This is a genomic window from Pseudoalteromonas sp. H103, assembly GCF_001469205.1.
GTDB lineage: Bacteria > Pseudomonadota > Gammaproteobacteria > Enterobacterales > Alteromonadaceae > Pseudoalteromonas > Pseudoalteromonas carrageenovora.
Genome location: NZ_LOFG01000017.1, coordinates 231,857 through 256,372, shown reverse-complemented (window position 1 = coordinate 256,372; position 24,516 = coordinate 231,857). Strand labels below are relative to the sequence as shown.

Genomic DNA, 24,516 nt, shown 5'->3' with positions numbered 1-24,516 from the left:
GAGAATGTAATGACTAAAATAATTACTTATGTAGATGGCTCAGCCATTACTAAAAATGTAACCGATGCTGCTATTTGGGCTTCAAAAAAGCTCAATAAACCCATTAGTTTTGTGCATACAATTGAAAAAACGCAGCAAACGAATGTTGGCGACTACTCTGGCAGTATTGGGCTTGGTGCACAGTCAACATTGCTTGATGAAATGACTAAGCTTGACGAACAACGCTGCCAAGTAAGTTTAAAAATGGCTGACGAATTATTAAACTCGGTAAGTGATCACGCTAAATCGGCAGGTATTACTAACTTTGAATTAATTAAGCGCCACGGTGATTTGCTCGATACCGTTATAGACTTAAAAGACAACACACGCCTTATTGTTATTGGGCAAAATGGTGCGGGACATAGTAATAGCTTTGCAGTGCTGGGCTCACACATTGAAACCTTAGTACGTAATGCAACACAACCTATTTTGCTTATTCCTGAAACATTTAAACAACCTAAATCATTTATGATTGCGTACGATGGCCGCGAAACAGCCGACAAAGCACTGCAACAAGTGATTGATGGCGGATTGCTACATGGCTTGCATTGTCATTTGGTGAGTATCAAAAATAACGAAAAAGACCTCGCAGAAAAGTTTATTAATGCGCAGCATAAACTTCTCAGTATGGGGTTTGAAGTATCAGCAAGCTTTTTAGAAGGCAATATTTTTGACTCGCTAATGCAATACCAAGAGCAAAATAATATTGATTTAATTGTAATGGGTGCGTTTGGGCACTCTAAACTAAGGCAGTTTTTTGTAGGTAGTAACACCATTAAAATGCTCGAAAATAGTAATGTTCCCGTGGTAGTCCTTAAATAGTTTTGAAGCCTTTGATGATTAGTAAAGCCTAAAGTGAGCATGCTTTAGGCTTTATTCGTACCAGCTAAGAGCTACCCAAAACGCGGGTTAAAATATTTATTAACGTATTTAAAAAGAGAAATTACGCTTCAAAAGCCCACTATTACAAGTATATACAACGCCAAAAACCTGCTTGCTATAAATTATTGGTCAATAACGCTTACTACATCACTTAATTTAGTTTTCATAATCGTGCGGATATATTGGCTTAGCTCTCTAAAAAATACACGGCTCGACGATGTATTTCGCCAAATAAGGTTATGCTGGCGAATTATGCGCATATTTCTTAGCTCACATACTTGCAGCTCATTTGGACGATGTATTTCTGAGTGAATATATAAGCCTGGTAAAAAGGCAGACCCCATACCCATGACCACCATTTGCCTGAGTGTATCTAGGCTAGTGCCTTCATAGTCTCGGTGTAAAACCGCCCCCACCTCATGGCAAAGCTCTTGCACCTGATCGTGAAAATGATGCGTTCCTTCAAGTGTTAACACGACTTCACCTTTAATATTAACAGGATCAATAATAGCGTTTCCGGCTAACTCGTGATCACTTGCCATCACAAATTTAAGGGGCTCTATAAATAAAGGAGCTTCGACTAATTGGGTTGATTCTTGTACTTTGTCTGTAAGTATTAAATCGTAATCGCCATTATAAAGCCCTTGTAGTAAATTTGCAGAGGTGTCTTCGCGAACATAAAATTTCAATTGAGCGTACTTTTTATGCAACTCTGGTAAAATATGTGGCAATAAATAAGGCCCTACCGAAGGTGGCACGCCTAATCGGTACGTTGTTTGTGAGTCATCATTTAAGTCTCTGGCTAGTTCGTCAAAACGCATGCTTGCTTGGAGTAAAACCTCAGCCTGAGAAAGTAACGCTCGCCCTTGGGGTGTTAAAACCGTCCCGCTTCGTGATCGTTCAAACAGCTGTAAGTTAAGCATTTTTTCAAGTGCCGCTATTTGATTGGTTAACGTAGGCTGGCTAATTTTTAACGCTTGCGCTGCACGTCTAAAACTCAACGTTTTTGCAACTTTGGCAAAATATTTTATCTGTGAAATTGAAGGAGACTTTAGCGAACCTTGGTTCATTTATCATTTACTTAAAACTCGTCTGATAGCATAAAGCTATCACGAACACACCTATACTGCTATAAATTTATCAGGCAAGAATAACTATGCAAAAAATTAAATATTAAATTATATCAAGCCGCTTAATTAAGTGAGCTATTTTGAGGGTTGAAAAACGAGTTGATAGCTATGCAAAAAATTGGCTATTTAGTTGTTCTCGGCAATTGCTCCTGCATTGCTCTACCTTCTGCATCCATGCAGTCGTAAATAAGAATATTTTAATGCAGGTAGCAACACGTTTAACCCAATAAAATGGTTAAGTATTATTTCAAATTGATATTACACAAAATAGGAGCTGTTCATGGAACATATTATTTCGGGCGTAGCTAAATTTCAGAAAGACGTTTTTCCAGCTAAAAAAGAAGCTTTTCAAAAGCTAGCAAATGGCCAAAACCCAGAAGTGTTGTTTATTACCTGTGCCGACTCTCGCATCGATCCTAACTTAGTAACCCAAACTGAGCCTGGTGAATTATTTATTTGTCGTAATGCGGGTAATATCGTCCCTCCTCATAGTAATCAAACTGGCGGTATGACCGCATCAATCGAATTTGCAGTGGCAGCATTAGGTGTTACCCACATTATTATTTGTGGTCACTCTGATTGTGGCGCTATGAAAGGTGCAATTAACACTGAAGGCCTAGCAAGTTTGCCCCATGTTAAAGAATGGTTAGGTCACAGCCGTGTAGCAACAGAAGTTGTTAAAGAAAAATGCGGATGTAGTTCACTTACTCACGAAGAGCATTTAGGCCTTGTAACCGAAGAAAACGTAATTCAGCAATTGCAGCATATTAAAACTCACCCTGCGGTTGCGGCAAAAATAGCAACTGACCAAATTAAATTACACGGTTGGGTGTACGACTTTGAATCGGCTGAAATTAAAACCTACGACGAAGCAACAAGGGAATTTAAACCCGTAAAAGACACCTACGAAGAAACTATCGCTAAAGAAGAGCAATAATGAAGAGTTTATTCTCAAATGTTCGAGGCGACATAACCGGCGGTATTACCGCAGGGGTTGTTGCTCTACCTCTTGCCCTCGCTTTAGGTGTTGCCTCGGGGCTTGGCCCCATGGCTGGTTTATACGGTGCTATGGCCGTTGGTTTTTTTGCTGCCCTTTTTGGTGGTACACCTTCTCAAATATCGGGCCCTACGGGGCCAATGGTTGTGGTACTTGCGGGTTTATTTGCGAGCTTATCGGGTAATGCTGAACTTATATTTACAGCGGTTATTTTAGCGGGCTTAATACAAATTGCCTTTGGCCTTTTAGGTATTGGGCAGTATATTCGCTTAGTTCCCTACCCTGTTATTTCTGGATTTATGACCGGCATTGGCGCAATTATTATTATTTTACAATTGGGTCGAGTGTTTGGCCATGAGCCGCCAAGTGGCACTATTGGTGCCCTATCTTACTTACCAACAGCACTGGCTGATATTAACTTTGCTACTTTAGCACTGAGTATTGGTACATTATTTATTGCCTATAAATGGCCTGCAAAATTAGGTAAATACATACCTGGTGCGCTAGCGGCTTTAGTTATTGGGACTTTAGCAAGCTTATTTATTAGCGTACCAATTTTAGGCGAAATCCCTACTGGCTTACCGAGCTTACACTTACCCGCTTACGACACACAAAGCATATTTTTAGTTCTCGAAGCCGCAGTGATCTTAGCTATTTTAGGCTCTATAGATAGCTTATTAACCTCACTTGTTGCCGATAATATGACCCGAACTCGCCATAATTCAAATAAAGAATTAGTAGGCCAAGGTATTGGTAATACGGTAGCAGGTTTGATTGGTGGTATTGCCGGCGCAGGTGCAACCATGCGTACCGTAGTTAATATAAGAAGTGGTGGTAAAGAGCGTCTTTCAGGCATGATCCATTCACTTGTATTATTAGCTGTAATTTTAGGTTTAAGCCCACTTGCAAGCCAAATACCTCATGCAGTACTGGCGGGTATTTTAGTAAAAGTAGGTCTAGATATTGTTGATTGGAGTTACTTAAAACGTGCTCATAAAGGTCCGCGTTGGGACTTTGCTCTAATGCTTTTAGTGTTAGGTTTAACCGTATTTGTAGATTTAATAACAGCTGTAGGCGTTGGTGTTGTTTTAGCAGCGCTCGCATTTGTACGTCAAATTGCACAAATTCAGCTAGAGCAGCTTAATAACCTACCTGAAAATTTAGAAGACGAAGCCGAAAACGAGCTACTTAAGCAAACTAAAGGCAAAGTTTTACTATTTAGCTTTGGTGGACCACTTAGTTTTGGCGCCGCTGCGGATGTAGGACACCATGTTCGCGAAAGCGTAAAACCAGGCTCTAAAGTGCTAATACTCGACTTTTCGCGCGTCCCAACTATGGATGTATCGGCTGCTATGGCGGTAGAAACAGTGACTACCGACGCGCTTTCATCAGGTCGTAGTTTATATATTTGTGGCGCAAACCAAGCCGTACAACATGTATTAAATAGTATTAATGCTAAGCACAGCGAAACCATTATATTTAAAACCCGACTTGAAGCACTGGAGCAAGCGCTCAAGAGCACCATTAAAAATGCAAATGAGTAAGCTATTAGTTTAAACGTTTTTAAACTAATAGCACTTAAGGGCCACTGGCCCTTAAGTGCTATTAGTTACTTTGACGTTTAGATTCTGCCAATAATATTTTTTGCACGCCCACCGTAATTTAACCCAATACACTATGAATGATAATGCGCCTTTTATTGACTGATAATGCACATAATAAAGACAATACTTGCACTGCCGTAGTGCTAGTTACGCACCAAAGTAAAACAAAATAGTAAAATTAAAACACATAAAAACAAAGCTACCTTTTTAAAAACAGCCACTTAAAAACATGGCCGTGTTTTTGCAAACAATTAGTTAACAAGCCCGTTATTTTAACGGCATACATTTAGGTTGTTATGACCACAGGCAAAGAAGCCCGCTCGCAGTTACATGAATTTGTATCTGTGGCGGGCTTTTTTGTTTTTAAAATTTAAACCGTCACATTAAGGAATGCCTAATGCAAACCTCGCAAAAAATACTCATTATCGGCAATGGTATGGTCGGACATCATTTTGTTGAGCAAATGCGCCAAAGCGATGACAAAGCAAATATTACAGTACTTTGTGGAGAAGCAAATCTTGCATACGACCGCGTTTATTTATCAAGCGTGTTTGATGGCAAAACAGCCGCCGATTTAGCACTAACAACTTTAGATAACTATCAACAACTTAATATTAATGTACATACTAAACAGTGGGTTGAAGGCATTGATAGAGTAAATAAAGTAGTAACTACCCAAACTGGCGATCAATACCCGTACGACAAACTTATACTTGCTACGGGCTCGTTCCCGTTTGTGCCGCCAATTAAGGGGAACGATCAACCCCATTGCTTGGTTTATCGCACCCTAGAGGATTTAGAGCAAATAAAAGCCAGTGCCGCAGCCAGTAAAAGTGGTGTAGTAATTGGGGGTGGTTTATTAGGACTTGAAGCCGCAAACGCCATTAAACAATTAGGGCTTGATACGCATGTTGTTGAGTTTGCACCGCAGCTTATGGCTGTACAGCTCGACGGGCAAGGCGGCACGCTATTAAAAAATAAAATAGAAAAACTAGGTGTTACTGTTCATACCTCAAAAGCAACCAGCGAAATAGTAAAAGGTGAAACTAGCCGCTTTAGATTAAACTTTTCAGACGGTACGTTTTTAGAAACCGACTTAATTTTGTTCTCAGCTGGTATTCGCCCTTATGATCAACTGGGCAAAGTGGCTGAGCTTGAACTTGGCGAACGTGGCGGCATTATTATTAATAACCAGTGCCAAACCTCAGACCCTGATATTTTAGCTATTGGCGAATGTGCCTTGTGGGACAAAAAACTATTTGGTTTAGTGGCACCTGGCTACAACATGGCCCGCGTTGCAGCAAGCCAGCTAAGTGGCGGCGAACTTGAATTTTCAGGTGCCGATATGAGCACTAAATTAAAACTGCTCGGTGTTGAAGTAGGATCTATTGGCGACGCTCATGCAAAAACACCCAACTGCAAAGAGCTTATTTACCAAGATCCAATTAGAGACTGCTATAAAAAAATCATTTTAAATGAAACCGGCGATAAGCTGCTTGGTGCAGTACTTGTTGGCGATACTAGTGATTACGATACGCTACTGCAGTACATGTTAAACGACATGGACTTACCAGAGCATCCTGAGTGTTTAATTTTACCAGACAGCGCTGGAGCACCTTCATTAGCGGGCAGCGCCCTACCCGATACCGCCACCATTTGTTCGTGTCATAACGTGAGTAAAGGCGACATTGTGGGTGCTATTGATGGTGGCTCATGCGATTTAGCTGCTGTTAAATCGTGCACAAAAGCAGCCAGTGGTTGTGGTGGCTGTGCCGCTTTACTTAAATCGGTAGTAGATGATGAGCTAGCGAGTCGTGGTGTTGAAGTAAACAACCATGTGTGCGAGCACTTCGCGTATTCGCGCCAAGAGCTAATGCATATGGTTAAAGTAGAAAGCATTAAAACCTTTGATGATTTATTAGCTAAACACGGTAGTGGGCATCATGGTTGTGAAATATGTAAGCCTGCAATCGCTTCTATTTTAGCCTCAACGTGGAATGACTTTATTTTAGAACCTGCCCATGTTGGCCTGCAAGATACTAACGACACCTACCTTGCTAACATGCAAAAAGACGGCTCGTACTCTGTAGTACCTCGTATTGCTGGCGGCGAAATAACACCCGACAAACTCATTGTAATTGGCCAAGTAGCAAAAGACTTTAATCTTTATTGTAAAGTGACCGGCGGACAACGTATCGATCTATTTGGCGCACGTTTAGAAGAGCTACCCGTTATTTGGGGAAGACTCATTGAAGCTGGCTTTGAGACAGGTCACGCTTATGGTAAGTCTCTTAGAACGGTTAAATCCTGTGTGGGAAGTACTTGGTGTCGTTATGGTGTACAAGACAGTGTTGGCCACGCAATAGAAATTGAAAATCGCTATAAAGGGTTACGCTCACCGCATAAATTTAAAATGGCCGTGTCGGGTTGTACCCGCGAATGCGCCGAAGCACAAAGTAAAGATATAGGTATTATTGCCACCGAAAATGGTTGGAACTTATATGTGTGTGGTAATGGCGGAATGCGCCCTCGTCACGCCGATTTATTTGCTACCGATTTAGATACAGCCACTCTTATTAAATACATAGACCGCGTTTTAATGTTTTACATAAAAACCGCCGACAAATTACAGCGTACTTCTGTATGGATGGAAAACCTTGAAGGCGGTTTAGACTACCTTAAAAGTGTAGTAATAGACGACAGCTTAGGTATTTGCCAAGAGCTTGAAGAACAAATGGAACTTATTACTCAAACATACGCGTGTGAGTGGAAAAAAGCAGTAGAAAGCCCTGAAGCTTCTAAGCGTTTTCGTCAGTTTGTTAATAGCCCTAATCCCGATGACAATATTTTATTTGTACAAGAACGTAATCAAATTCGCCCAGCTACAGACGCTGAAAAACGCGAACAACTAATTACTCAAAACCGTATTCCGGTAGTGGAACTTGAAGAGGAGCAAGCTGATGTCTTGGCATAATATTGGAACAATCGACGACCTAGTTGCTAACAGTGGTGTATGCGCATTAGTTAATAATCAGCAAGTGGCCATTTTTTATGTACCACAAAACAAAGAAGGCGTGTTTGCCATTAGTAACTACGACCCAATTGGAAAAGCGAACGTATTATCGCGCGGTATTATTGGCTCTATAGAGGGAAAACTGGTTGTGGCTTCGCCGTTATATAAACAGCATTTTTGTTTAGCAACAGGCGAGTGCCTAGAGGCCGAAGCAATACATTTACCGGTTTTTGATGCAAAAATTGAAGACGGTAACGTACTTATAAGCGCCGAGCCGAAAGTAATTAAAGCGGTTGCTTAAGGAGATTATTATGAGCGTGCTTTCTTATTTTTCGGGTATTGAAAATGTATGGCTAAACAAATTTGTAAATAAACTTACCAATGGCGATAAGCTTAATCCCAAAGGGGGCAAAAACGGCCATGTTTATATTATTGGAGCAGGCCCGGGCGATGCTGAGCTAATTACCGTAAAAGCGCAGCGTTTAATACAAGCAGCCGACGTCGTTTTATATGACTGGCTTGTAAGCGAAGATTTACTAAAAACATTACCTAAAACAGCGCAGCGTGTATTTGTAGGCAAACGAGCCGGTATGCATTCAATGACACAGGCCAATATTTGCGCCCTACTCGTTAAATATGCTCAACAAGGGTTAAACGTAGTACGTTTAAAAGGGGGCGATCCGAGTATATTTGCTCGCATAAACGAAGAAGCTGATGCGCTTACAAAGCATAATATTAGCTTTGCGATTGTACCTGGTGTAACCACTGCATGTGCGACCTCTGCATATACAGGCATTCCGCTTACAGCACGTGATGTAGCGCGAAGCGTCACGTTTTTAACTGCTCAATTTGCAGATCCTAAAAAACTGCCTAATTGGAGCAATTACGCCTTTGTGCAAGGTAACAATAATCCAACTTTAGTGGTTTATATGGGCTTAGGACGATTAAAAGAGCTAAGTAGCGGCCTTCAATCGGTAAATTGGCCAAGTACTACGCCAATCTCACTTATCGAAAACGCCACAACGAGTAAGCAAAAAGTAATTACCAGTACATTAGAAAATATAGTAAATGATCACCTTAGTCATAACCTGCAAGGCCCTACTCTTATAATTGTTGGAGAAGTAATAAACCATAAAATGGCTATTACCCCTGAGCTTTTAGTTCAAACGGTCAATACTTAATGCAGATTTAATACATAATGCACTTTTCGCGCTTATTTCCTCCCCAGGGGTAAGCGTGCTTTTTTATATACAATGTTAGCAGTGCAATATTCCCTTTTTATGCACCAAAAAGGGTAAATTTGCGTGCTTAAAATAAAGTGATTAATACTTTTAAAATAAAAATATAACCACAAGCGGCTGTTTTAGATTGATTTTAAATTCAATAGTTAATTTTTTTCATGATTGGAACAAGGGTTGCACTTTAAAAACAAAAAAGTGCGGAACAAAACCTATGCAGACAAGCAATCCTCTCACAAAACAGTTTTTACTAGCGGCAAAGTACCAAGAAATTCACGCTTTAAAGCAACTGCAAAATAGCTGTGCCTCGCTCACCAAGCTAGGTGATTTTGTGCACCAGTTACAAAAAGAACGTGCTATGAGCAACATCTTTTTGGCCTCAAAAAGCTTACGTTTTAGCAATGAGCTCACACAGCAAATACCCATTACACAAAGCGCTCAAGATACCTTTTATGATTCTCTTAAAACAACCTTTATATCGGATAATGCCGACCCGGGTCATTCAAGGTTATATAATTTAATTACTTACAGCTTACAGGCACTAGACGTGCTACCCGCTTTGCGCCACCAAATAGGCAGACAAAACGTAACGCCTGTACATGCAACTCAATCATTTACGCAACTTATAGCTAGCTTATTAAATATTATTTTAGAAGCTGCTGATGGTGCAAGCGATCCACATGTTACTCGTCTATTAGTTGCTTATTTTAATTTTATGCAAGGTAAAGAATACGCTGGCCAAGAGCGCGCTTGCGGAGCACAAGCTTTTGCTGCGAGTAAATTTACAGAAGATCAAAAAACGCAACTCGCTCATTTTGTTCAAGAGCAAAGCCATAGTTTTTCGTTTTTTAATGAGTACGCAGACGATCATTTACTTAAATGCTATACCTCATTGATAGAGCACCCTGTAAATAAACAAGTAGATCAGCTAAGAAGTTTGCTACAAAAACTTGATGACGAAAATGCACAGCCTTTATCGCAGCTTAGCGAAGTGTGGTACGAAGTAACCACAACGCGTATTGATATTATGCATAAAATAGAGCAAAACATTAGCGATCATTTAATCGACTCCGCTGCAATGCAAATTGCATGTGCACAACGAAAATTAAATTCCAACAAACAAATACTCAATACCTTAGAGCAACAATATATGCCTGCAACCGACGGGCAGCTAGCGCTTAAAAACAATGAACCTACTAATACAGCGGCAAGCAAGCTCAATAGTAATAAAACCATGTACGACTTAATTTTAGAGCAAAGCCAACATATTAAACAAATTAACCAAGCACTGGTTGATGCAAAACGAGTGATCACCGAGCAAAAAGTGATTCACCAAGCAAAATATATATTAATAGAGCAATTAAAATTAACCGAAGAGCAAGCCCATAAACAATTGCAAAAACAAGCTATGGACTCCCACAGCTCGCTTTACAATGTCGCTCAAAAAATTGTTGAATTGAGTGATGATTAACACTAAATGCTATACGTTAACTGCATGCGCTGATTTTTTTGATCGTAAAATGTAAGCGCGTGTATGGTCGTACACTAAATTAAAAGTAAAAGCGTAAAGGGTTATAAAAAAAGTAACCCCAATATCCATTATAAATGCTTGCCAAAAATTAACGTTTAATATGTATGCCATTACTGGAATGGTAAATATAAGCAAGCCACCTTGAAATAAAATTACGTGAAAAACTCTAAACAATAACGAGCGCTTTTCTTTAGCGCCTGTGGCCACTCGGTCAAAAAACCAGTTAAAAATAAAGTTCCAACACATAGCAATTGTCGCAACAATAATCATAGTGCCCGATAAAGCCCCAATTGCATGATCTGTAAATAGCGCTAAACCTAAAATTGATAACGACACGGCTAAAACCTCAAACAAAACTGCCTGGAATACTCGCTCTGTTGCCCCCATTTTCTCTGTCATAGTGTCCTCTTTTATATCTTAATATTCAAGTGTAGTAATAATGACAGATTTATAGTGATACAAAAGTTAGCAACCATCATTTGTAGTGATAAGATGAATGTATCGTGCTAAATAAAGTAGAATCAAATGTACAGCTTAGAGCAACTAAAAATATTTGTAACCGTAGTAGAAACTGGCTCTTTTTCAGCAACAGGGCGAAAGTTAAATCGAGCGCAGTCGGGTATTAGCCAAGCTATTTCTAATCTTGAAATTGCAATAGATCAACCATTGTTTGACCGTAACAAAAACACTCCCACGTTAACAAAAAGTGGAAAAACCTTGCTCCCTGTGGCTTATTCAATACTGCACCAACAAACTTATTTCGATCAAAAAGTTGAGTCTCTTGCTAAAAACTACGAGCAAGACGTAGTAATAGCTATTGACGAAAGTATAAGTAATCACGGAATATTAAAAATAATAGCCCCCCTTGCTCAGCAGTACCCTATTACAAACTTTGAGCTAATATCGGTCACTACGTTTGATGTAGAAGAGTTTGTAAAAACAGGTAAAGCGCAAATAGGTATCATATATAGTGATGGTGAATTAAAGGTAGATATGGACTTTTTTTTGCTAGGCCAGGCTCGTTTTTTAACGATTGTGTCACCGCAACATGCGCTTGCTAAACTTAATAAAGTAAATAGCAGTGACTTAAAAGCATATAGGCAATGTGCTCACCGCAGCCTTAATCAATCAGAGTTATGGTTTAGCTATGCTATAAGCGCTAAGGTTTGGTACGCCAATACTCATCAAACACTCATAGATTTGGTAACACAAAATGTGGGCTGGGCACTGGTACCTGAGTTGGCTATAAAACAACAACTTAAACAAGGTGACGTTGTTGCTCTACCTGTAGTACATGAGCAAGGCGGTTGGCTAACGCCTGTAGGCTGTGTGGTATCAAGAAGTAAACCTACAGGCCCAGTAACCGAAAGTTTACTCACCCTTTTACAGCAACATTTTTTAAAAGAGGATAGTTGGCAAGCAAAAGCTTAATAGCACTTATAAAGCGTTATATACCGAGTTTCTTTTTAATCTTAGTTTGCCACTCAAGCGCAAGTTCTGGGAGCTCAAGTGCTGCGAGTAATACGCTTTCATAATCTGGGTATTGTTTATCAAAAAAAGCCTGAAACAATGTTTTTACTGAAATGTTATGCTCCGCTTTATGAACAATGGTGACTGCATCCCCTGTTTTAGCCATACCTGGCTCAAGCACTCTAAAGTAAACACCCGTGTGGTAATACTGAGTAAACAATTTTAGGCTTTGTTTATTATTAAGTGCAATGGCAAGCTTAAAGCACGGCACACGGGGCTGGCTTACTTCAAGCAGTGCAGTACCTACACTAATATGATCGCCTATATGAATATTTTGCTCATCAAGGTCTGAAATTGTAAAGTTTTCGCCAAAGGCACCTACTGCTAAATCATCATTCTCAAGGGTGTGTTTCCAGTAAGCATAATGATTATGCGAAAACGCATAAACCGCCTTATCTACCCCGCCGTGATTGACTAAATCGGCTTGTTCATCACCTATTATATTTAGCTTTTCAATAACAACAGGCTCATTGGTTGGCGTTTTAAAAATACCGGTTTTAATGGCTTTTCCGTTATGAACAACCGTTTTTATTTTAGAGATATTGGTAGAGATTATTTTCATATAAAACCTTTAATTAATACTTTAACAGCCCAGAGCTAATTTATATTATTATCAAAACCTATATTAACAGGCATTAACTAGAGCTAAGCGCTAAATAAAGCAGGCCAGAAAGAGGCAAACTCATGATAAATACATAGCCATAAAAAAAGGCTATACCACCCGCAGACGTTTTATCTACATCTGAGCTTATAATAGCGCCACCTATTGGAATGAGTAAAAATATATTAATACAGGTACATAATAAAAATGCATCCCCAAATGCAGAAATAACTGACGCAGCAACGCATAAAGCTAGCACGAGCATATTGCTCAGTCCGTCTTCAATTTGTCGCTTCTTTTCGATGATTTTTATAATAAAAACACTAACAAGTAGTCCCAAAAAATAAAATGAGGGCAAAAATGTTTCATACCAGTTTTCAACTATAAAATGACCAATTAACCAATAAAAGAACCCAAATACCAAAAGAAATGAAACAATTGAAGTAAGGATAGTGCTCGTATTTACTTTTCTTGTCATCACGTATCTCAAATTTAGCAATAACGATAAAAGAAGAGACCCAGCAGTAACTATAAAAAGTAAAACGAATGAACCCCAAAAATCGTCGGCCGATAGATATGCAAGACTCGGCGTTACACCTAATACAAGTTGGTTAATTGGCTTATTTTCTGATGAATATTTGGCTTTTGCGTACAACGCAAAGTAAATACAGAACGGTTGTAAAAAAATAGCCAATAGTAAGAGAGTGTAAATTTTCATCATTCATCCTTGATGATCAACAAAGTAAGATTATAAGTCAAAAATATATAACAAAGTTAAAATAAGAAACACTACAAATACAGGGGTAAGTACATAGAAAAGGATATTTGCTATGGTTTTGTGTTTTTCTCTAAAGCGAAGCATACCATTGTAAGTCGCTCTAAAAAGCGGGAATGTAATAAAAGCTCTAAAAATTACCCATATGACTAAGCTACAGTGGAATTTTATTTCAAACCAAAACTGCTCCGGATTAATTTTTAAAGATTGACTCGGCGAGCTCTTGGACCCAATTGACCAGCCAGTTAATAGTTCTAACATAATTATAAAAATAAGTAGAGCCGCTATCCAAAGGTAAGCAGACTCTATAGATTCTCTTTTTGAGATGAAATTTTTCATTAATATTTTATAAACGCATTTATTTAAGCTTACACAGACCTACTTTTCCCACTTGTTTAACGCTTGCTTGTCGCTTTGTTTAAACTCAACCCAGTTTGATGAATCTTTAAAGTGTTCTTTTTTCCAAAACGTGGCGTGGTTTTTTAAGTAATCCATTATAAATTGTGCGCCTTCAAACGCGGCTTGGCGGTGGCGGGAGGTGACCCCTACAAATACAATTTGCTCACCAAGGGCTAAATAGCCGACTCGATGAATAATGCTTATACGGGCAAGTTGCCAGCGTGTTTGCGCTTGCTCGGCTATCGATTGCAGTAGTTGCTCAGTCATACCTGGGTAGTGTTCAAGCTCAAGCGCGATTACGTTATCGCCGCTACTAAATTCTCGTACAAGCCCTGTAAACGTCACTACGGCACCATCACTTTTGTTATTACTGCAAAGTGCATTGTGTTGCTCACCTACTGAAAAATCGTGCGTTTGTACGTTAATGCTTATACTCATTAGCCACCTGTAACGGGTGGAAAAAAAGCAAGTTCATCCCCTGCTTTTACAAGCTCATCGCTTGATGACATAGTTTGATTAAGTGCACACAATACATCGCGCTCTTCAAGCCATGCCTGCCAATGCGGGTTTTGCTCAACCAGCATGTGTTTAAACGCTTTAATGCTAAGGGTATGCGCTGTATCAATGGTTAACTTATCGCACTTTAGTCGTTCTTTAAGTTGGCCAAAAAAGAGTACATTTACATGCCCTGCAGCTGCATTCGTATTATTTAAATTAATCTCGCTGCCAGCTGCCATGCTTGCCTCCTGCTTTTTGCGTTACACGCATACCGTGTATTTCCATAAGCGGGTCGGCAGCTTTACACATATCAAATAGTGTAAGGGTAGCCACAGATACAGCGGTGAGCGCTTCCATTTCAACGCCCGTTTTACCCGCCAATTTACAGTAGCTAGTGACTTTAATTTGGCTATGTGCTTCATCAAGCTCAAAATCAACAGCTACTTTACTAAGTGCAAGCGGATGACAAAGCGGAATTAAATCGGCGCACTTTTTAGCGCCCTGAATACCCGCAATACGGGCAACGCCTAGCACGTCACCTTTTTTATTTTGATTAAGCAACACTTGCTCAAAAGCTTGTTTGCTCATTTTAATGTAGGCCTCGGCAGATGCATCGCGCAGAGTGACCTCTTTTAGCGATACATCAACCATGTTTGCTTGGCCATTTTCGTCTACGTGGCTCAGCATATTATTGCTCTCGCGATTCGCATTTTTTACCAATCGTAATATGCGGGGCAAAGTTACATGGCTTGTGCATTGAGTCTAACTGATCTTTTATAATACCTGTCCAGGCTGTTTTACATGCGCCCGTAGAGCCAGGCATACAAAAAATAACGGTGTTATTGGCAAGGCCTGCCAACGCACGCGATTGAATAGTTGAGTTACCAATTTCGCCGTACGAAATATGTCTAAATAGCTCACCAAATCCATCTACGCTTTTATCAAACAGCGGTGCAAATGCCTCTGGTGTTGAGTCGCGCTCGGTAAAGCCCGTACCACCGGTTACTAAAATGGCGTGAATGGTGTCATCGGCAATCCACTGCGATGCAACTGCTCGCATTTGGTAAACATCATCTTTAACTATGTCTTTATCCGCTAAGTGATGGCCTGCTTCAGTAAGGGCTTTAATTAAATAATGGCCTGAAGTATCCGTAATTTCATCGCGTGTATCGCTTACTGTCATTACGGCAATGTTTAATGCAATTTGTGACTCAGTTGTGTGGCTCATAGGGTTCTTCTCAATAAATTAGGTTTGTGTTGGTCAAATTGCTCGTTAACAGCTTTAAATTGCGCCGGTGTATTGGTATTAACAAGTGCGTGCGCTTTATTACATTTTAGCGTTTGCACACCAATACTACGGGTAAACTGTTTAATTGATTTATGACTATTTGCGTTTATGAGTAATTGTTTTAAATGACGTTTAACGCTTTGGGTGTTACGAATATACAGGGGTAACGGTTCATTTTCAAAGTGCCACGCATGTATTTGTGGCTGATTTTTTTGAAAGTGGGAATTATCGCTTCCTGCAGATGCAATTTGCGATAATAAAGTGCAAGTAAGCAATGGCATATCAACAGCTGTTACAAGTATATCTTGCTCTGTCGCCATTAAAGTTGAATAAATCCCGCCAAGCGGGCCAGAGCCTGGGTATATGTCAGGTATATATTGCGCAGTAGCACTTTGTAAATTACGGCTTATAAGTACATCACTTGCTCCTGCTGCTGTTAATAACTCACATGCATTTTGCAGTAAGGTTTTATTTTTTAAAATGAGGTTGGCTTTATCGCTGCCCATTCTTGATGATTGCCCACCAGCGAGTACAACTCCCGTAAACACGGCTTTATTGCTCATTTTAGCCGCCCAACATAGCTAAATGAGTTGTGGCGCCCGTTAAGCGCTTATCAAGCTCATGGCTAATGGTTTTATTGCCCATTGCTGCTTGAATTGCGTTTACAGTGGCTGGCGTATCTTGCGAATTTAAATGCGGGCGTAAGTCTATTCCCTGCTCAGCAAATAAACATAAATGTAGCTTGCCTAATGGCGATACTCTTAATCGGTTACAGCTTTTACAAAAATCTTTACTGTAGGGCATAATTAAGCCAATGCGGCCCTCAAAATCGGGGTGACAAAACTCCTCTGCAGGGCCATTTAATTTACCTCTCACTACCTGTAACCAACCTTGTGCTAAAAGCTGCGTTTTAACACTTAGCCCGCTTAAATGATTTTGCTCAAAAAAGGCGGCACCATTGCCTGTTTCCATTAATTCGATAAAGCGTACCGTTACTTTTTTATGCTTCACCCAGTCTAAAAAATCCTTCAATTGGTTTTTATTAAACTGCTTAGCAAGCACTGCATTTATTTTTATATCTTTTATGCCCAGCTCAATTGCCCGGTCTATACCTTTTAGAATATGGGTTAGCTTGTCGTGCCCTGTAATTAATTTAAACATGCTTGGGTTTAAGCTATCAATACTAATGTTTAGCGCATCTAGGCCAGCGCTGTAAAACTCATCAATTTTATTAAATAAGTTAAAACCATTCGTTGTTATGGCTACTTTTTCTATGCCTGGCGTGTTTTTACATTGCTTTATAATATCGGTTACGTCGTTTCGTAAGCATGGTTCGCCACCTGTAATACGCACTTTTTTTGTGCCAAGTTGCGCAAACGCATTTACTAAGGTGTTTATTTCGCTTTTATTTAAAAAGTTACGCGGGGTATCGCACTGATACCCGTTTGGTAAACAATAGGTGCAACTAAAATTACACACATCGGTAATTGAGAGGCGCAAATAGTTAAACTGCCGACCAAATTGATCATTAAGCATATGCTTCCTTGGTATTTATATTATTTTTTCTAAATAGCACTTTAAATGACAACCGCAACATCAATACTGTTAGCGTTTTTTGTACCATGTTGCTTTATTAATTGGCTTAACTGCGTTTTACACGAACCACAGTTAGTGCCGCATTTTAATTTAGCCCCCAACTGATCCACTGTATTTGCACCACTTTTAATGGCATTTATAATGGGCTGCTCACGTACTTTAAAGCAGCTACATACTTGTGCGCCTTGGGTAAACTCTTCATCGGGGGTGGCATACAGCAATGACTGTAATTGGCTAAAGGTTATTAAAGTCTCTGCAAATAAATGATTTATCCACTCAAGTGATATGTCTTTTTGAGCTGACGAAACAACCGCAACAAACACTAACTGCTCGTTTTGAATACATTGAATATGCATTGCTTTTGCACTGCCCATTGCTGACCACAGCCCTTGTAACCCTGTAAGGGTTTGGCAATAATAAAGTAAGTCATTTTGTGCCTCATTAAGTGCTAACTGGTAGTTGACACAATTACTTGCGTTAACTTTAAGCCAAAAATCACTGGTTATTTTAAGCTCTGTTTTGCTAAAAATTTGCATGTACTGAGCAAACTGCGCTTTAACTAAATCAACGGCACCATGTTTGCATTCAGCTTGGCCCGAAATAGGGTCAACAACCGATTGATAAAGCCCACTTACCGTAGCGGATGAGGCAAATTGCTTGTTCCAGTGAATAGGCATAAAACACTCACCTTTACGCACGGCATCCGTTACTTTTGCATGAGCTGTAACCTGCCCAGTTTTAGCATTGGCAGTTATTAAATCGTTTGCTTTTATATTTAGTCTGCTGGCATCAATGGGGTTTATTTCAATGTATGGGCGGGTTATATGAGTAGAAAGCGCTGTACTTTTTCCGGTGCGGCTCATTGTATGCCATTGGTCGCGTATTCGCCCTGAGTTCATTACAAAAGGGTAATCGCTTGATGTTTGCTGCACAGGAAGTTTGGGCGTTATAGGTATAAAGCGGGCTTTTTTATCTGCGGTGCTAAATTGTTTATTAACAAAAACCTGCCCGTTTTTATATGGCTCATTTTTTAGTACCGGCCACATAACGGGTTTTAAGTTATCGTACTGCTGCTTCGAAAGTCCCACTAAAGCTGATAAATTTAATAGCCTATCACCATTATTTTCAAAATCAGTAAGTTGTGCCCATTCTTCAAAAATGCCACTTGGGTCTGTAAAATCAAATCCTTCAAAGCCCATTTTTTTGGCAACTAAACACATTATTTGCCAATCGTTTTTAGCTCCTGAGAAAGGCTCAACTAGCGGGCGTTGCCTTGATATTCTGCGCTCTGAGTTAGTTACTGTGCCGTTTTTTTCGCCCCATCCGGTTGATGGAAACGCCACATTAGCAAATTTTAGCGTATCACTTTTGGCTATACAGTCAGACACAACCACCAGCTCACATTGCTCAAGTGCATGTTGTATTGCTGCGTTATTAGGTAAGCTTACCATTGGATTGGTTGCCATTACCCAAATAGCTTTTATTTTTCCTTTGGCGATTTCATCAAACATATCAATAGCATTACACCCTGCTTTTTGAGCTATTGTTGGTGATTGCCAAAAACGCTGCACTAACTGTTGATGCGCTTCGTTTTCAATGTCTAAATGTGCTGCTAATTGATTTGCCAAGCCACCTACTTCACGCCCACCCATTGCATTAGGTTGCCCAGTTATTGAAAACGGGCCACAGCCAGGTTTTAACAATTTGCCCGACGCTAAATGCGCATTTATAATAGCATTACACTTATCAACCCCTGAGCTTGATTGGTTAATACCCATTGAATAAAAACTAATGGCGGTTGGACTTTTTGCAAATAAGGCGTAAAAGTCACTCACTAGCTGCGCGTCAATATCACAAAAGTCACTTACCGCTTTTACACTCCACTTTTTCGCCTCTACAAGCGCTGTTTCAAAGCCATTAGTATGCTCGTTAATAAATTGCGTATCCAAATAGTTATGTTCACTTAAATAATTAAGTAAGCCGTTATAAAGTGCTCCGTCGCTGCCTGGTTTTATATTTAAAAAGGTATCGGCAAGCTCGGCTGTATCGGTTTTTCGCGGGTCGATAACCACTACTTTCATGTTTGGATTAAGCTTTTTTGCGCGCTCCATACGCTGGTATAGTACCGGGTGAGTCCAAGCTGCATTTGAGCCAATTAAAATAAGTAGCTCAGTTTGCTCTAAATCTTCGTAGGTACATGGTACTACGTCCTCACCAAATGCACGTTTATAACCGGCAACCGCCGATGACATACACAGCCTTGAGTTTGTATCTATATTGCCTGAGCCTATGTAGCCTTTCATTAATTTATTGGCAACGTAGTAATCCTCAGTGAGTAACTGCCCCGATACATAAAACGCAACCGATTCCGGCCCATGCTCTTTAATAATGGCGTTAAATCTATTAGCAACGAATTTTGTTGCAGCATCCCAGCTGGCAGGCTCGTTATCAATAAGCGGTGATGTTAAGCGGTTATCACTGCCGGTGGTGTCAAGCAAATGCGTGCCTTTAACACACAAGCGGCCAAAATTAGCTGGGTGCTCGCGCGTGCCTTCAAGTTTTGTTGGGGTATTATTTAATAATGAAATATCAACCCCGCACCCTACACCACAATAAGCGCAGGTAGTTTGTTTAAGCAAAGGCGTGTTTGAACAAGTGTTTAAAGTTTCCATACTGCTCTCTTATTGTGAGTGTTAAGCGCTCTGTGATACAGGTTCATCTACAGGGGTAAGGGTGGCTATTTTATTATTGAGTGCACGACTAATAACGCTTTGCACTAATTTTTCACACCCTCCACAGCCAGTACTTGCTTTAGTGGCTTGCTGCACATCACTTAAATCGCTGCAGCCTTGCATAACAGCGTGTTCAATGGTGTGTTTTGTAACCTTGTGGCACGCACAAATAATGGCATCACTTGGTAAATCATCAGCACTTAGCTCACCAGTATCTCCTGCAAGCGGCATTATTAAAGACTCTGCGGGCACACTAAGCTCTATACTATTTAAGTGATATTGCAATAAGTTATCGTATTCGCTGGTATCGCCAACCAGTACAGCACCTATGAGTTTATTGCCTTGCTCATTAGTGACTACTTTTTTGTAAATACCGTTTGGCTGATCTTCAAAGTAATAGCTAATTGCGCCTTCACTGCGTGCATGGGCATCACCAATTGAGCCCACTTCAACACCCATTAATTTAAGCTTGGTGCTCATATCGGCGCCGCTAAATTCATCAGTCTTGTTTGAATAGTTGCTTAAAGGTGTGTTTGAAGCTGTACTTGAAGAAAGCTGTTTTAAAACATGCCCCGCCGCTACTTTTGCCATAGCGTAGCCCGGTGCTACAAGGCCAAAAATAAAGTTATTCCAAAGGGCGCATTCGCCTATTGCGTATATGTTTTTATCACTCGTTTGGCAATGGTTGTTTATTACAATGCCGCCGCGCTCACCTAATTCTAAATTAAACTCGCGAGCTAAATTGTCGTATGGGCGAATACCGGCTGAAAATACAATCATGTCAGTTTCTAGGGTTTGACCACCCTTAAAGCACATTTTATAACGGCTGTTTTCACCTTCAGTAATTTGCTCTGTAGCCACTGAGGTATGCACTGTAACGCCGAGCTCGGTAATTTTATTTTTTAGTAACCGCCCACCAGCACCATCTATTTGTACGCCCATAAGTTGTGGCGCAAATTCTATTACATGGGTTTGCAAGCCAAGCTGCTTTAACGCATTTGCAGCTTCTAGTCCTAATAAACCGCCACCAATAACCACGCCGACTTTACTGCCTTGTGCTGATTTTTTTATAGCGTGTAAATCGTTAATGGTTCTGTAAACTAGGCAATGCTCACGATCTTTACCTGGAATGGGTGGCACAAATGCAAATGAGCCTGTTGCCAGTATTAACTTGTCGTACGCAAATGATTCGCCTTTTGAGGTAGTAACCGTTTTTGCATCACGGTTAATATCAACCACTTTAGAATGAGTATGGAAACCAACTTGCCAATCTTGATAGGTTTTACTAGAGGTAAGTGCTAAATCGTCTTCAGTTTTGCCTTTAAAAAATGACGAAAGTTGTACGCGGTCATAAGCGAGGCGGTCTTCACCACTGAGTACTGTAATATCAACATTTTTGCTATCACTTTGTTGCGATACTAGCTGCTGTACAAAATGATGCCCGACCATTCCGTTTCCTACGACTACAACACGCTGCTTGCTTGACATTAAAATCACCTGTTTGATTTAAAGTACTAAGTGCATAAATTAATACTTCAAACGTATAATTTGTTATGTAGTTGTTATAGCAATATGCAAGCCAGATATATAAATAATATATTTCAGTAACTTAACCAAGTTGGTGCAGTAAAAAAGAAGTGAAAGCACCACAAGCTGGCGCTATTGCACCAACTTGTAACGCTTTAAATTAAATAACCAGAGTCCTGGTTAAATACTTAAAATTTAGCGCTTACCCACACCCATAGCTTTTGGGTATCGGCTTTGCCTGCCGCGCTATCGCCTGCTGAATAATCGGCATATTTAGCACCTATGGCATAGGTTTTATTAATAGGCTTAACGTATTGCACATTAAGCTCCGAGCCTAAATCATCAACCCCATTGACGCTGTCGTTTGCATCAAAGTTGTGATACGCCACTAACCATTTACCGTCAAAGGCTTTACCATTTAAACTCACATAAGTGTCATCAAGCCCTTGTGTTGGTGTTGCTAAAAACGTATCAGCCCAACCATTAAATTTATGCATTGTGGCAAGCGGCGTAGCAAAACCATAATCGCCATTATCAGAACCCAGTGACTCAATACCGGCTTTTAATGTAACGGTTTCAATGCCTAAACCACCTAAATCAATACCGCCTTCAAACGCATAATAATCTGCGTCAAAATCACTCATGCTAGTTGATGCAGATTGCGTGGCGTACTCTGCTTTGTAGTAAAATTTAATATCGCTGAGCGTTTTATTACCATTAAAAGAAACACCATAGGTATCTAAGCTGTCATCATCTACTGCGTCGTTACTTAATAAATAACTGTATAAAACCACCTTACCTACGCTTGTTTTAAAACTTGCATTGATTAGGTGATCTGATGAATCAATATCTTTGCTATCAGCAAATATACGGTTGCGCTTGCTTATGTAGCTATAGTGCAAGTTAATATCATTAAACGTGTAATTTACTGTTGCAGCATCAAAAGTCTGTCTGTCTTGCCTAAAGCCAACGTGGCCCACAAACCGCTGCCCATCAAGCGCTATTACTTGCCTACCCACTTTAATTGATAAAGCATCTTTTGCATATTTTATAAAACCTTGATCTACTTCTGTGGTTTCTGGGTCGGCTATTACTGAGTAATTAGTATTTTTACCCAGTGTATTGTTGTAATCGTCTACACCTAACAAGCTTCGGCTGTCTTCAACTTCAATAAGTGCAGAAAAACCATTCACTTCATCTGTTTTATGAGTAAGGCGTGTAAGCAGCGTTAAGCTACTTGCATCTTTTAACGCGTTATCTTGCTCTGCGCTTTCAAAACGCAGTCTAAAGTTAAGATCGGTTTGCGCCGCTTGACTTATTGAAGGCGCAGTTAAGCTACCCAGTATAAAAATAATAGGTAAGTTTTTTTTATGATTGAACATGTTTATCTCTTAATTTTTAATTATGAGTACACACACCAAGGCTATAAACAAACACAACGAAATACTTTTCCAGACTAAAACCGGATCGCGTTTCATTATTGAGTCTTTCGGGGCGGTACTTTTTAAATGTGGATTAGGTTTATTGATATCACTTATAAATTCAGAAAATGCGTGGTATCTGAATTCAGGTTTGGGAGCCAATGCTTTCATTAAAGCCTGATCTAACCAAAACGGGATATCTGCTCTGTGTTTACGAATACTTGTGTATTGCCAGTGACTGTAATCTTTTGGTACGTGATTATGAGCGAGTGGTTGATACGGCAATTTTGAACATAATAATTCATACGCAACAACGCCTAGCGAAAATAAATCACTCTTAAAATCGGCGTGCATAGTAATAAGCGTCTCTGGTGCGGTATAATCTACCGTACCTTGCGGGCAATCATCAGCAATTTGCTTTACCGACTCATCCATAGCCGCAACACTTACAGTGCCGTAATCGATTAATGTTACTTTGCCGTGAGCGTCTATCATCACGTTATCGAGTTTTAAATCGCGATGCACCATATCCAAACGCTGAAACGCTCTAAGTGCTTGTACTATTTGTTCAATAATACTACGCACTTGGGTAATTTCTGGATGCGGCACATCATGCTTCCAATCACTCAATGTTTGCCCGTCCATGTATTCGCAAATATGATATAAAAATCGGCTTTGCGATTGCGTATTTAAAACCTTCATTACATTGGGATGATTAATACGTTGCCCTACCCAGCCTTCTCTTATAAAGCCTTGAAGGTAGTGCACATCGTCTTCAAAATTTACCGAAGGCGCTTTTAATACAACAGGAGGCGTATCGGGTGTTTGTTGCACTAAATAAATATGCGAGCGGCTACTAGCGTGTAATTCACGGATAACAGTAAAGTCATCAATTTTTTGTCCAACCTTTAACGGTGGCGGAATTTTTCGCCTAGTTAAAGAGTGATATAACTCATCTAAATTTTGTTTTGCAATACTATTCACTTTTACAAGTAGGCAGCTTACGTTGTCGTCACTGCCTCTTGCTATGGCAAGCTCAGTCACTGCTTTTGCTGCGTGTTCTAAATTAGTATGCTCATCAATTAGCTTTTGTATATCACTGTTTGGCAACACATCGTGTACACCATCGCAGGTAAGTATATAAATATCATCAGCTTTTAAATCAACTTCGTATACATCAATTTCTTGATGAAGCTGCGCGCCTAAAGCTCGCGTTAGGGTATCGTTTACTTTATGGTCGCGTGTTATCGCCTCCATACTTTTTGCACGTAAACGCGTAATTCGGGTATCACCTAAATGAAAAATATAACCCGTAGCCGATTTTAAAATAAGCGCTGTAAACGTGGTCATCCAATCGGCTTGGCGCTGGCCAAGGTGATTGTAATTAACCGATTGCGAATACAGCCACTGATTTAAACTGGCCAATACCTTAGATACCGACTTTTTAACGGCCCAACTTGGTGGTGTATTTAAATACTCATTTATAAAATGCGTTACCGATAACTGTGACGCTTGTTTAGCATTTTTTGCTGATGAACACCCATCGGCCAAGCAGGCAATCACCCCTTTTGACTCTTTTTCTTGCGCTTGAGTATTAAGAGCAGCAAACGCATCTTGGTTTTCGGTTTTTATACCTTTGCTACTGTGCCCACCAAACTCAATGTTAAGTTCGTTTGTAAGTGCGCTGGCTTTTTGGGTTTCATCAAACATAAGTA

The 24,516-nt window shown here is 40.0% G+C and carries 22 protein-coding genes; 8 read left to right on the top strand and 14 right to left on the bottom strand.

Annotated elements, in window-relative coordinates:
* Nucleotides 1-9: 9 nt before the first annotated feature.
* Complete coding sequence (locus tag ATS74_RS15510; RefSeq protein ID WP_058549769.1) at nucleotides 10-861, top strand: universal stress protein; 852 nt, start codon at nucleotides 10-12, stop codon at nucleotides 859-861.
* Nucleotides 862-1,043: 182 nt separating this feature from the next.
* Here ATS74_RS15510 and ATS74_RS15505 read toward each other — a convergent pair whose 3' ends face one another.
* Complete coding sequence (locus ATS74_RS15505) at nucleotides 1,044-1,991, bottom strand: hydrogen peroxide-inducible genes activator (RefSeq protein ID WP_058549768.1); 948 nt, start codon at nucleotides 1,989-1,991, stop codon at nucleotides 1,044-1,046.
* 340 nt (nucleotides 1,992-2,331) lie between these two features.
* Between ATS74_RS15505 and ATS74_RS15500 the strand changes: the two genes are divergently transcribed.
* The 6 genes from ATS74_RS15500 to ATS74_RS15475 all read left to right on the top strand — a co-directional run bounded on the left by ATS74_RS15500 (nucleotide 2,332) and on the right by ATS74_RS15475 (nucleotide 10,374).
* Nucleotides 2,332-2,988 (top strand): carbonic anhydrase, encoded by a 657-nt coding sequence (locus ATS74_RS15500; protein WP_058549767.1) that lies wholly within the window; start codon nucleotides 2,332-2,334, stop codon nucleotides 2,986-2,988.
* Nucleotides 2,988-4,592, top strand: coding sequence for a SulP family inorganic anion transporter (locus ATS74_RS15495; RefSeq protein ID WP_058549766.1), 1,605 nt, complete (start codon nucleotides 2,988-2,990; stop codon nucleotides 4,590-4,592). The genes ATS74_RS15500 and ATS74_RS15495 overlap by 1 nt, the downstream gene beginning before the upstream one ends.
* A gap of 457 nt (nucleotides 4,593-5,049) precedes the next feature.
* A complete protein-coding gene (gene nirB / locus ATS74_RS15490) occupies nucleotides 5,050-7,626 on the top strand; it encodes a nitrite reductase large subunit NirB (RefSeq protein WP_058549765.1) in 2,577 nt (858 codons plus the stop codon).
* On the top strand, nucleotides 7,613-7,966 hold the full coding sequence (gene nirD / locus ATS74_RS15485; protein ID WP_058549764.1) for a nitrite reductase small subunit NirD: 354 nt from the start codon (nucleotides 7,613-7,615) through the stop codon (nucleotides 7,964-7,966). The genes nirB and nirD overlap by 14 nt, the downstream gene beginning before the upstream one ends.
* Nucleotides 7,967-7,976: 10 nt before the next feature.
* Nucleotides 7,977-8,846 carry a uroporphyrinogen-III C-methyltransferase gene (gene cobA, locus ATS74_RS15480; protein ID WP_058549763.1) on the top strand — a complete coding sequence of 290 codons (870 nt, stop codon included), beginning with the start codon at nucleotides 7,977-7,979 and terminating at the stop codon, nucleotides 8,844-8,846.
* A gap of 271 nt (nucleotides 8,847-9,117) precedes the next feature.
* Nucleotides 9,118-10,374 carry a nitrate- and nitrite sensing domain-containing protein gene (locus tag ATS74_RS15475; protein ID WP_058549762.1) on the top strand — a complete coding sequence of 419 codons (1,257 nt, stop codon included), beginning with the start codon at nucleotides 9,118-9,120 and terminating at the stop codon, nucleotides 10,372-10,374.
* A 9-nt stretch (nucleotides 10,375-10,383) separates the two neighbouring features.
* On the opposite strand, the gene ATS74_RS15470 is transcribed toward ATS74_RS15475, so the two are convergent.
* Nucleotides 10,384-10,833, bottom strand: coding sequence for a PACE efflux transporter (locus ATS74_RS15470; RefSeq protein WP_201023032.1), 450 nt, complete (start codon nucleotides 10,831-10,833; stop codon nucleotides 10,384-10,386).
* Between the two features lie 126 nt (nucleotides 10,834-10,959).
* Between ATS74_RS15470 and ATS74_RS15465 the strand changes: the two genes are divergently transcribed.
* Nucleotides 10,960-11,865, top strand: a complete 906-nt coding sequence (locus tag ATS74_RS15465) for a LysR family transcriptional regulator (protein WP_058549761.1) — start codon at nucleotides 10,960-10,962, stop codon at nucleotides 11,863-11,865.
* Nucleotides 11,866-11,881: 16 nt separating this feature from the next.
* Here ATS74_RS15465 and ATS74_RS15460 read toward each other — a convergent pair whose 3' ends face one another.
* From ATS74_RS15460 to ATS74_RS15400, 12 genes are all read right to left on the bottom strand, one after another.
* The gene (locus ATS74_RS15460) at nucleotides 11,882-12,526 is read right to left on the bottom strand and encodes an MOSC domain-containing protein (RefSeq protein ID WP_058549760.1); all 645 of its coding nucleotides are present in this window, start codon (nucleotides 12,524-12,526) and stop codon (nucleotides 11,882-11,884) included.
* A gap of 73 nt (nucleotides 12,527-12,599) precedes the next feature.
* Nucleotides 12,600-13,286, bottom strand: coding sequence for a hypothetical protein (locus tag ATS74_RS15455; RefSeq protein WP_161936781.1), 687 nt, complete (start codon nucleotides 13,284-13,286; stop codon nucleotides 12,600-12,602).
* 432 nt (nucleotides 13,287-13,718) lie between these two features.
* Nucleotides 13,719-14,177: a molybdopterin synthase catalytic subunit MoaE gene (gene moaE / locus ATS74_RS15445; protein WP_058549757.1), complete on the bottom strand. Its 459-nt coding sequence runs from the start codon at nucleotides 14,175-14,177 to the stop codon at nucleotides 13,719-13,721.
* The gene (locus tag ATS74_RS15440) at nucleotides 14,177-14,476 is read right to left on the bottom strand and encodes a MoaD/ThiS family protein (RefSeq protein ID WP_058549756.1); all 300 of its coding nucleotides are present in this window, start codon (nucleotides 14,474-14,476) and stop codon (nucleotides 14,177-14,179) included. The genes moaE and ATS74_RS15440 overlap by 1 nt, the downstream gene beginning before the upstream one ends.
* Nucleotides 14,454-14,924 (bottom strand): cyclic pyranopterin monophosphate synthase MoaC, encoded by a 471-nt coding sequence (moaC, locus tag ATS74_RS15435; protein ID WP_006794371.1) that lies wholly within the window; start codon nucleotides 14,922-14,924, stop codon nucleotides 14,454-14,456. Before moaC ends, ATS74_RS15440 begins: the two co-directional genes overlap by 23 nt.
* A gap of 1 nt (nucleotide 14,925) precedes the next feature.
* Entirely contained in the window at nucleotides 14,926-15,465 is a 540-nt protein-coding gene (gene moaB / locus ATS74_RS15430) for a molybdenum cofactor biosynthesis protein B (RefSeq protein WP_004587753.1), read from the bottom strand.
* On the bottom strand, nucleotides 15,462-16,088 hold the full coding sequence (locus ATS74_RS15425) for a molybdenum cofactor guanylyltransferase (RefSeq protein WP_058549755.1): 627 nt from the start codon (nucleotides 16,086-16,088) through the stop codon (nucleotides 15,462-15,464). Before ATS74_RS15425 ends, moaB begins: the two co-directional genes overlap by 4 nt.
* Before the next feature lies 1 nt (nucleotide 16,089).
* Nucleotides 16,090-17,061 carry a GTP 3',8-cyclase MoaA gene (gene moaA / locus ATS74_RS15420; RefSeq protein WP_058549754.1) on the bottom strand — a complete coding sequence of 324 codons (972 nt, stop codon included), beginning with the start codon at nucleotides 17,059-17,061 and terminating at the stop codon, nucleotides 16,090-16,092.
* A 41-nt stretch (nucleotides 17,062-17,102) separates the two neighbouring features.
* A complete protein-coding gene (locus ATS74_RS15415; protein WP_058549753.1) occupies nucleotides 17,103-19,793 on the bottom strand; it encodes a nitrate reductase in 2,691 nt (896 codons plus the stop codon).
* Nucleotides 19,794-19,814: 21 nt separating this feature from the next.
* Nucleotides 19,815-21,341: an FAD-dependent oxidoreductase gene (locus ATS74_RS15410; protein WP_058549752.1), complete on the bottom strand. Its 1,527-nt coding sequence runs from the start codon at nucleotides 21,339-21,341 to the stop codon at nucleotides 19,815-19,817.
* Nucleotides 21,342-21,568: 227 nt separating this feature from the next.
* Nucleotides 21,569-22,762, bottom strand: coding sequence for an alginate export family protein (locus ATS74_RS15405; protein WP_058549751.1), 1,194 nt, complete (start codon nucleotides 22,760-22,762; stop codon nucleotides 21,569-21,571).
* A gap of 9 nt (nucleotides 22,763-22,771) precedes the next feature.
* Nucleotides 22,772-24,511 carry a bifunctional protein-serine/threonine kinase/phosphatase gene (locus ATS74_RS15400; RefSeq protein ID WP_058549750.1) on the bottom strand — a complete coding sequence of 580 codons (1,740 nt, stop codon included), beginning with the start codon at nucleotides 24,509-24,511 and terminating at the stop codon, nucleotides 22,772-22,774.
* Nucleotides 24,512-24,516: the final 5 nt, after the last annotated feature.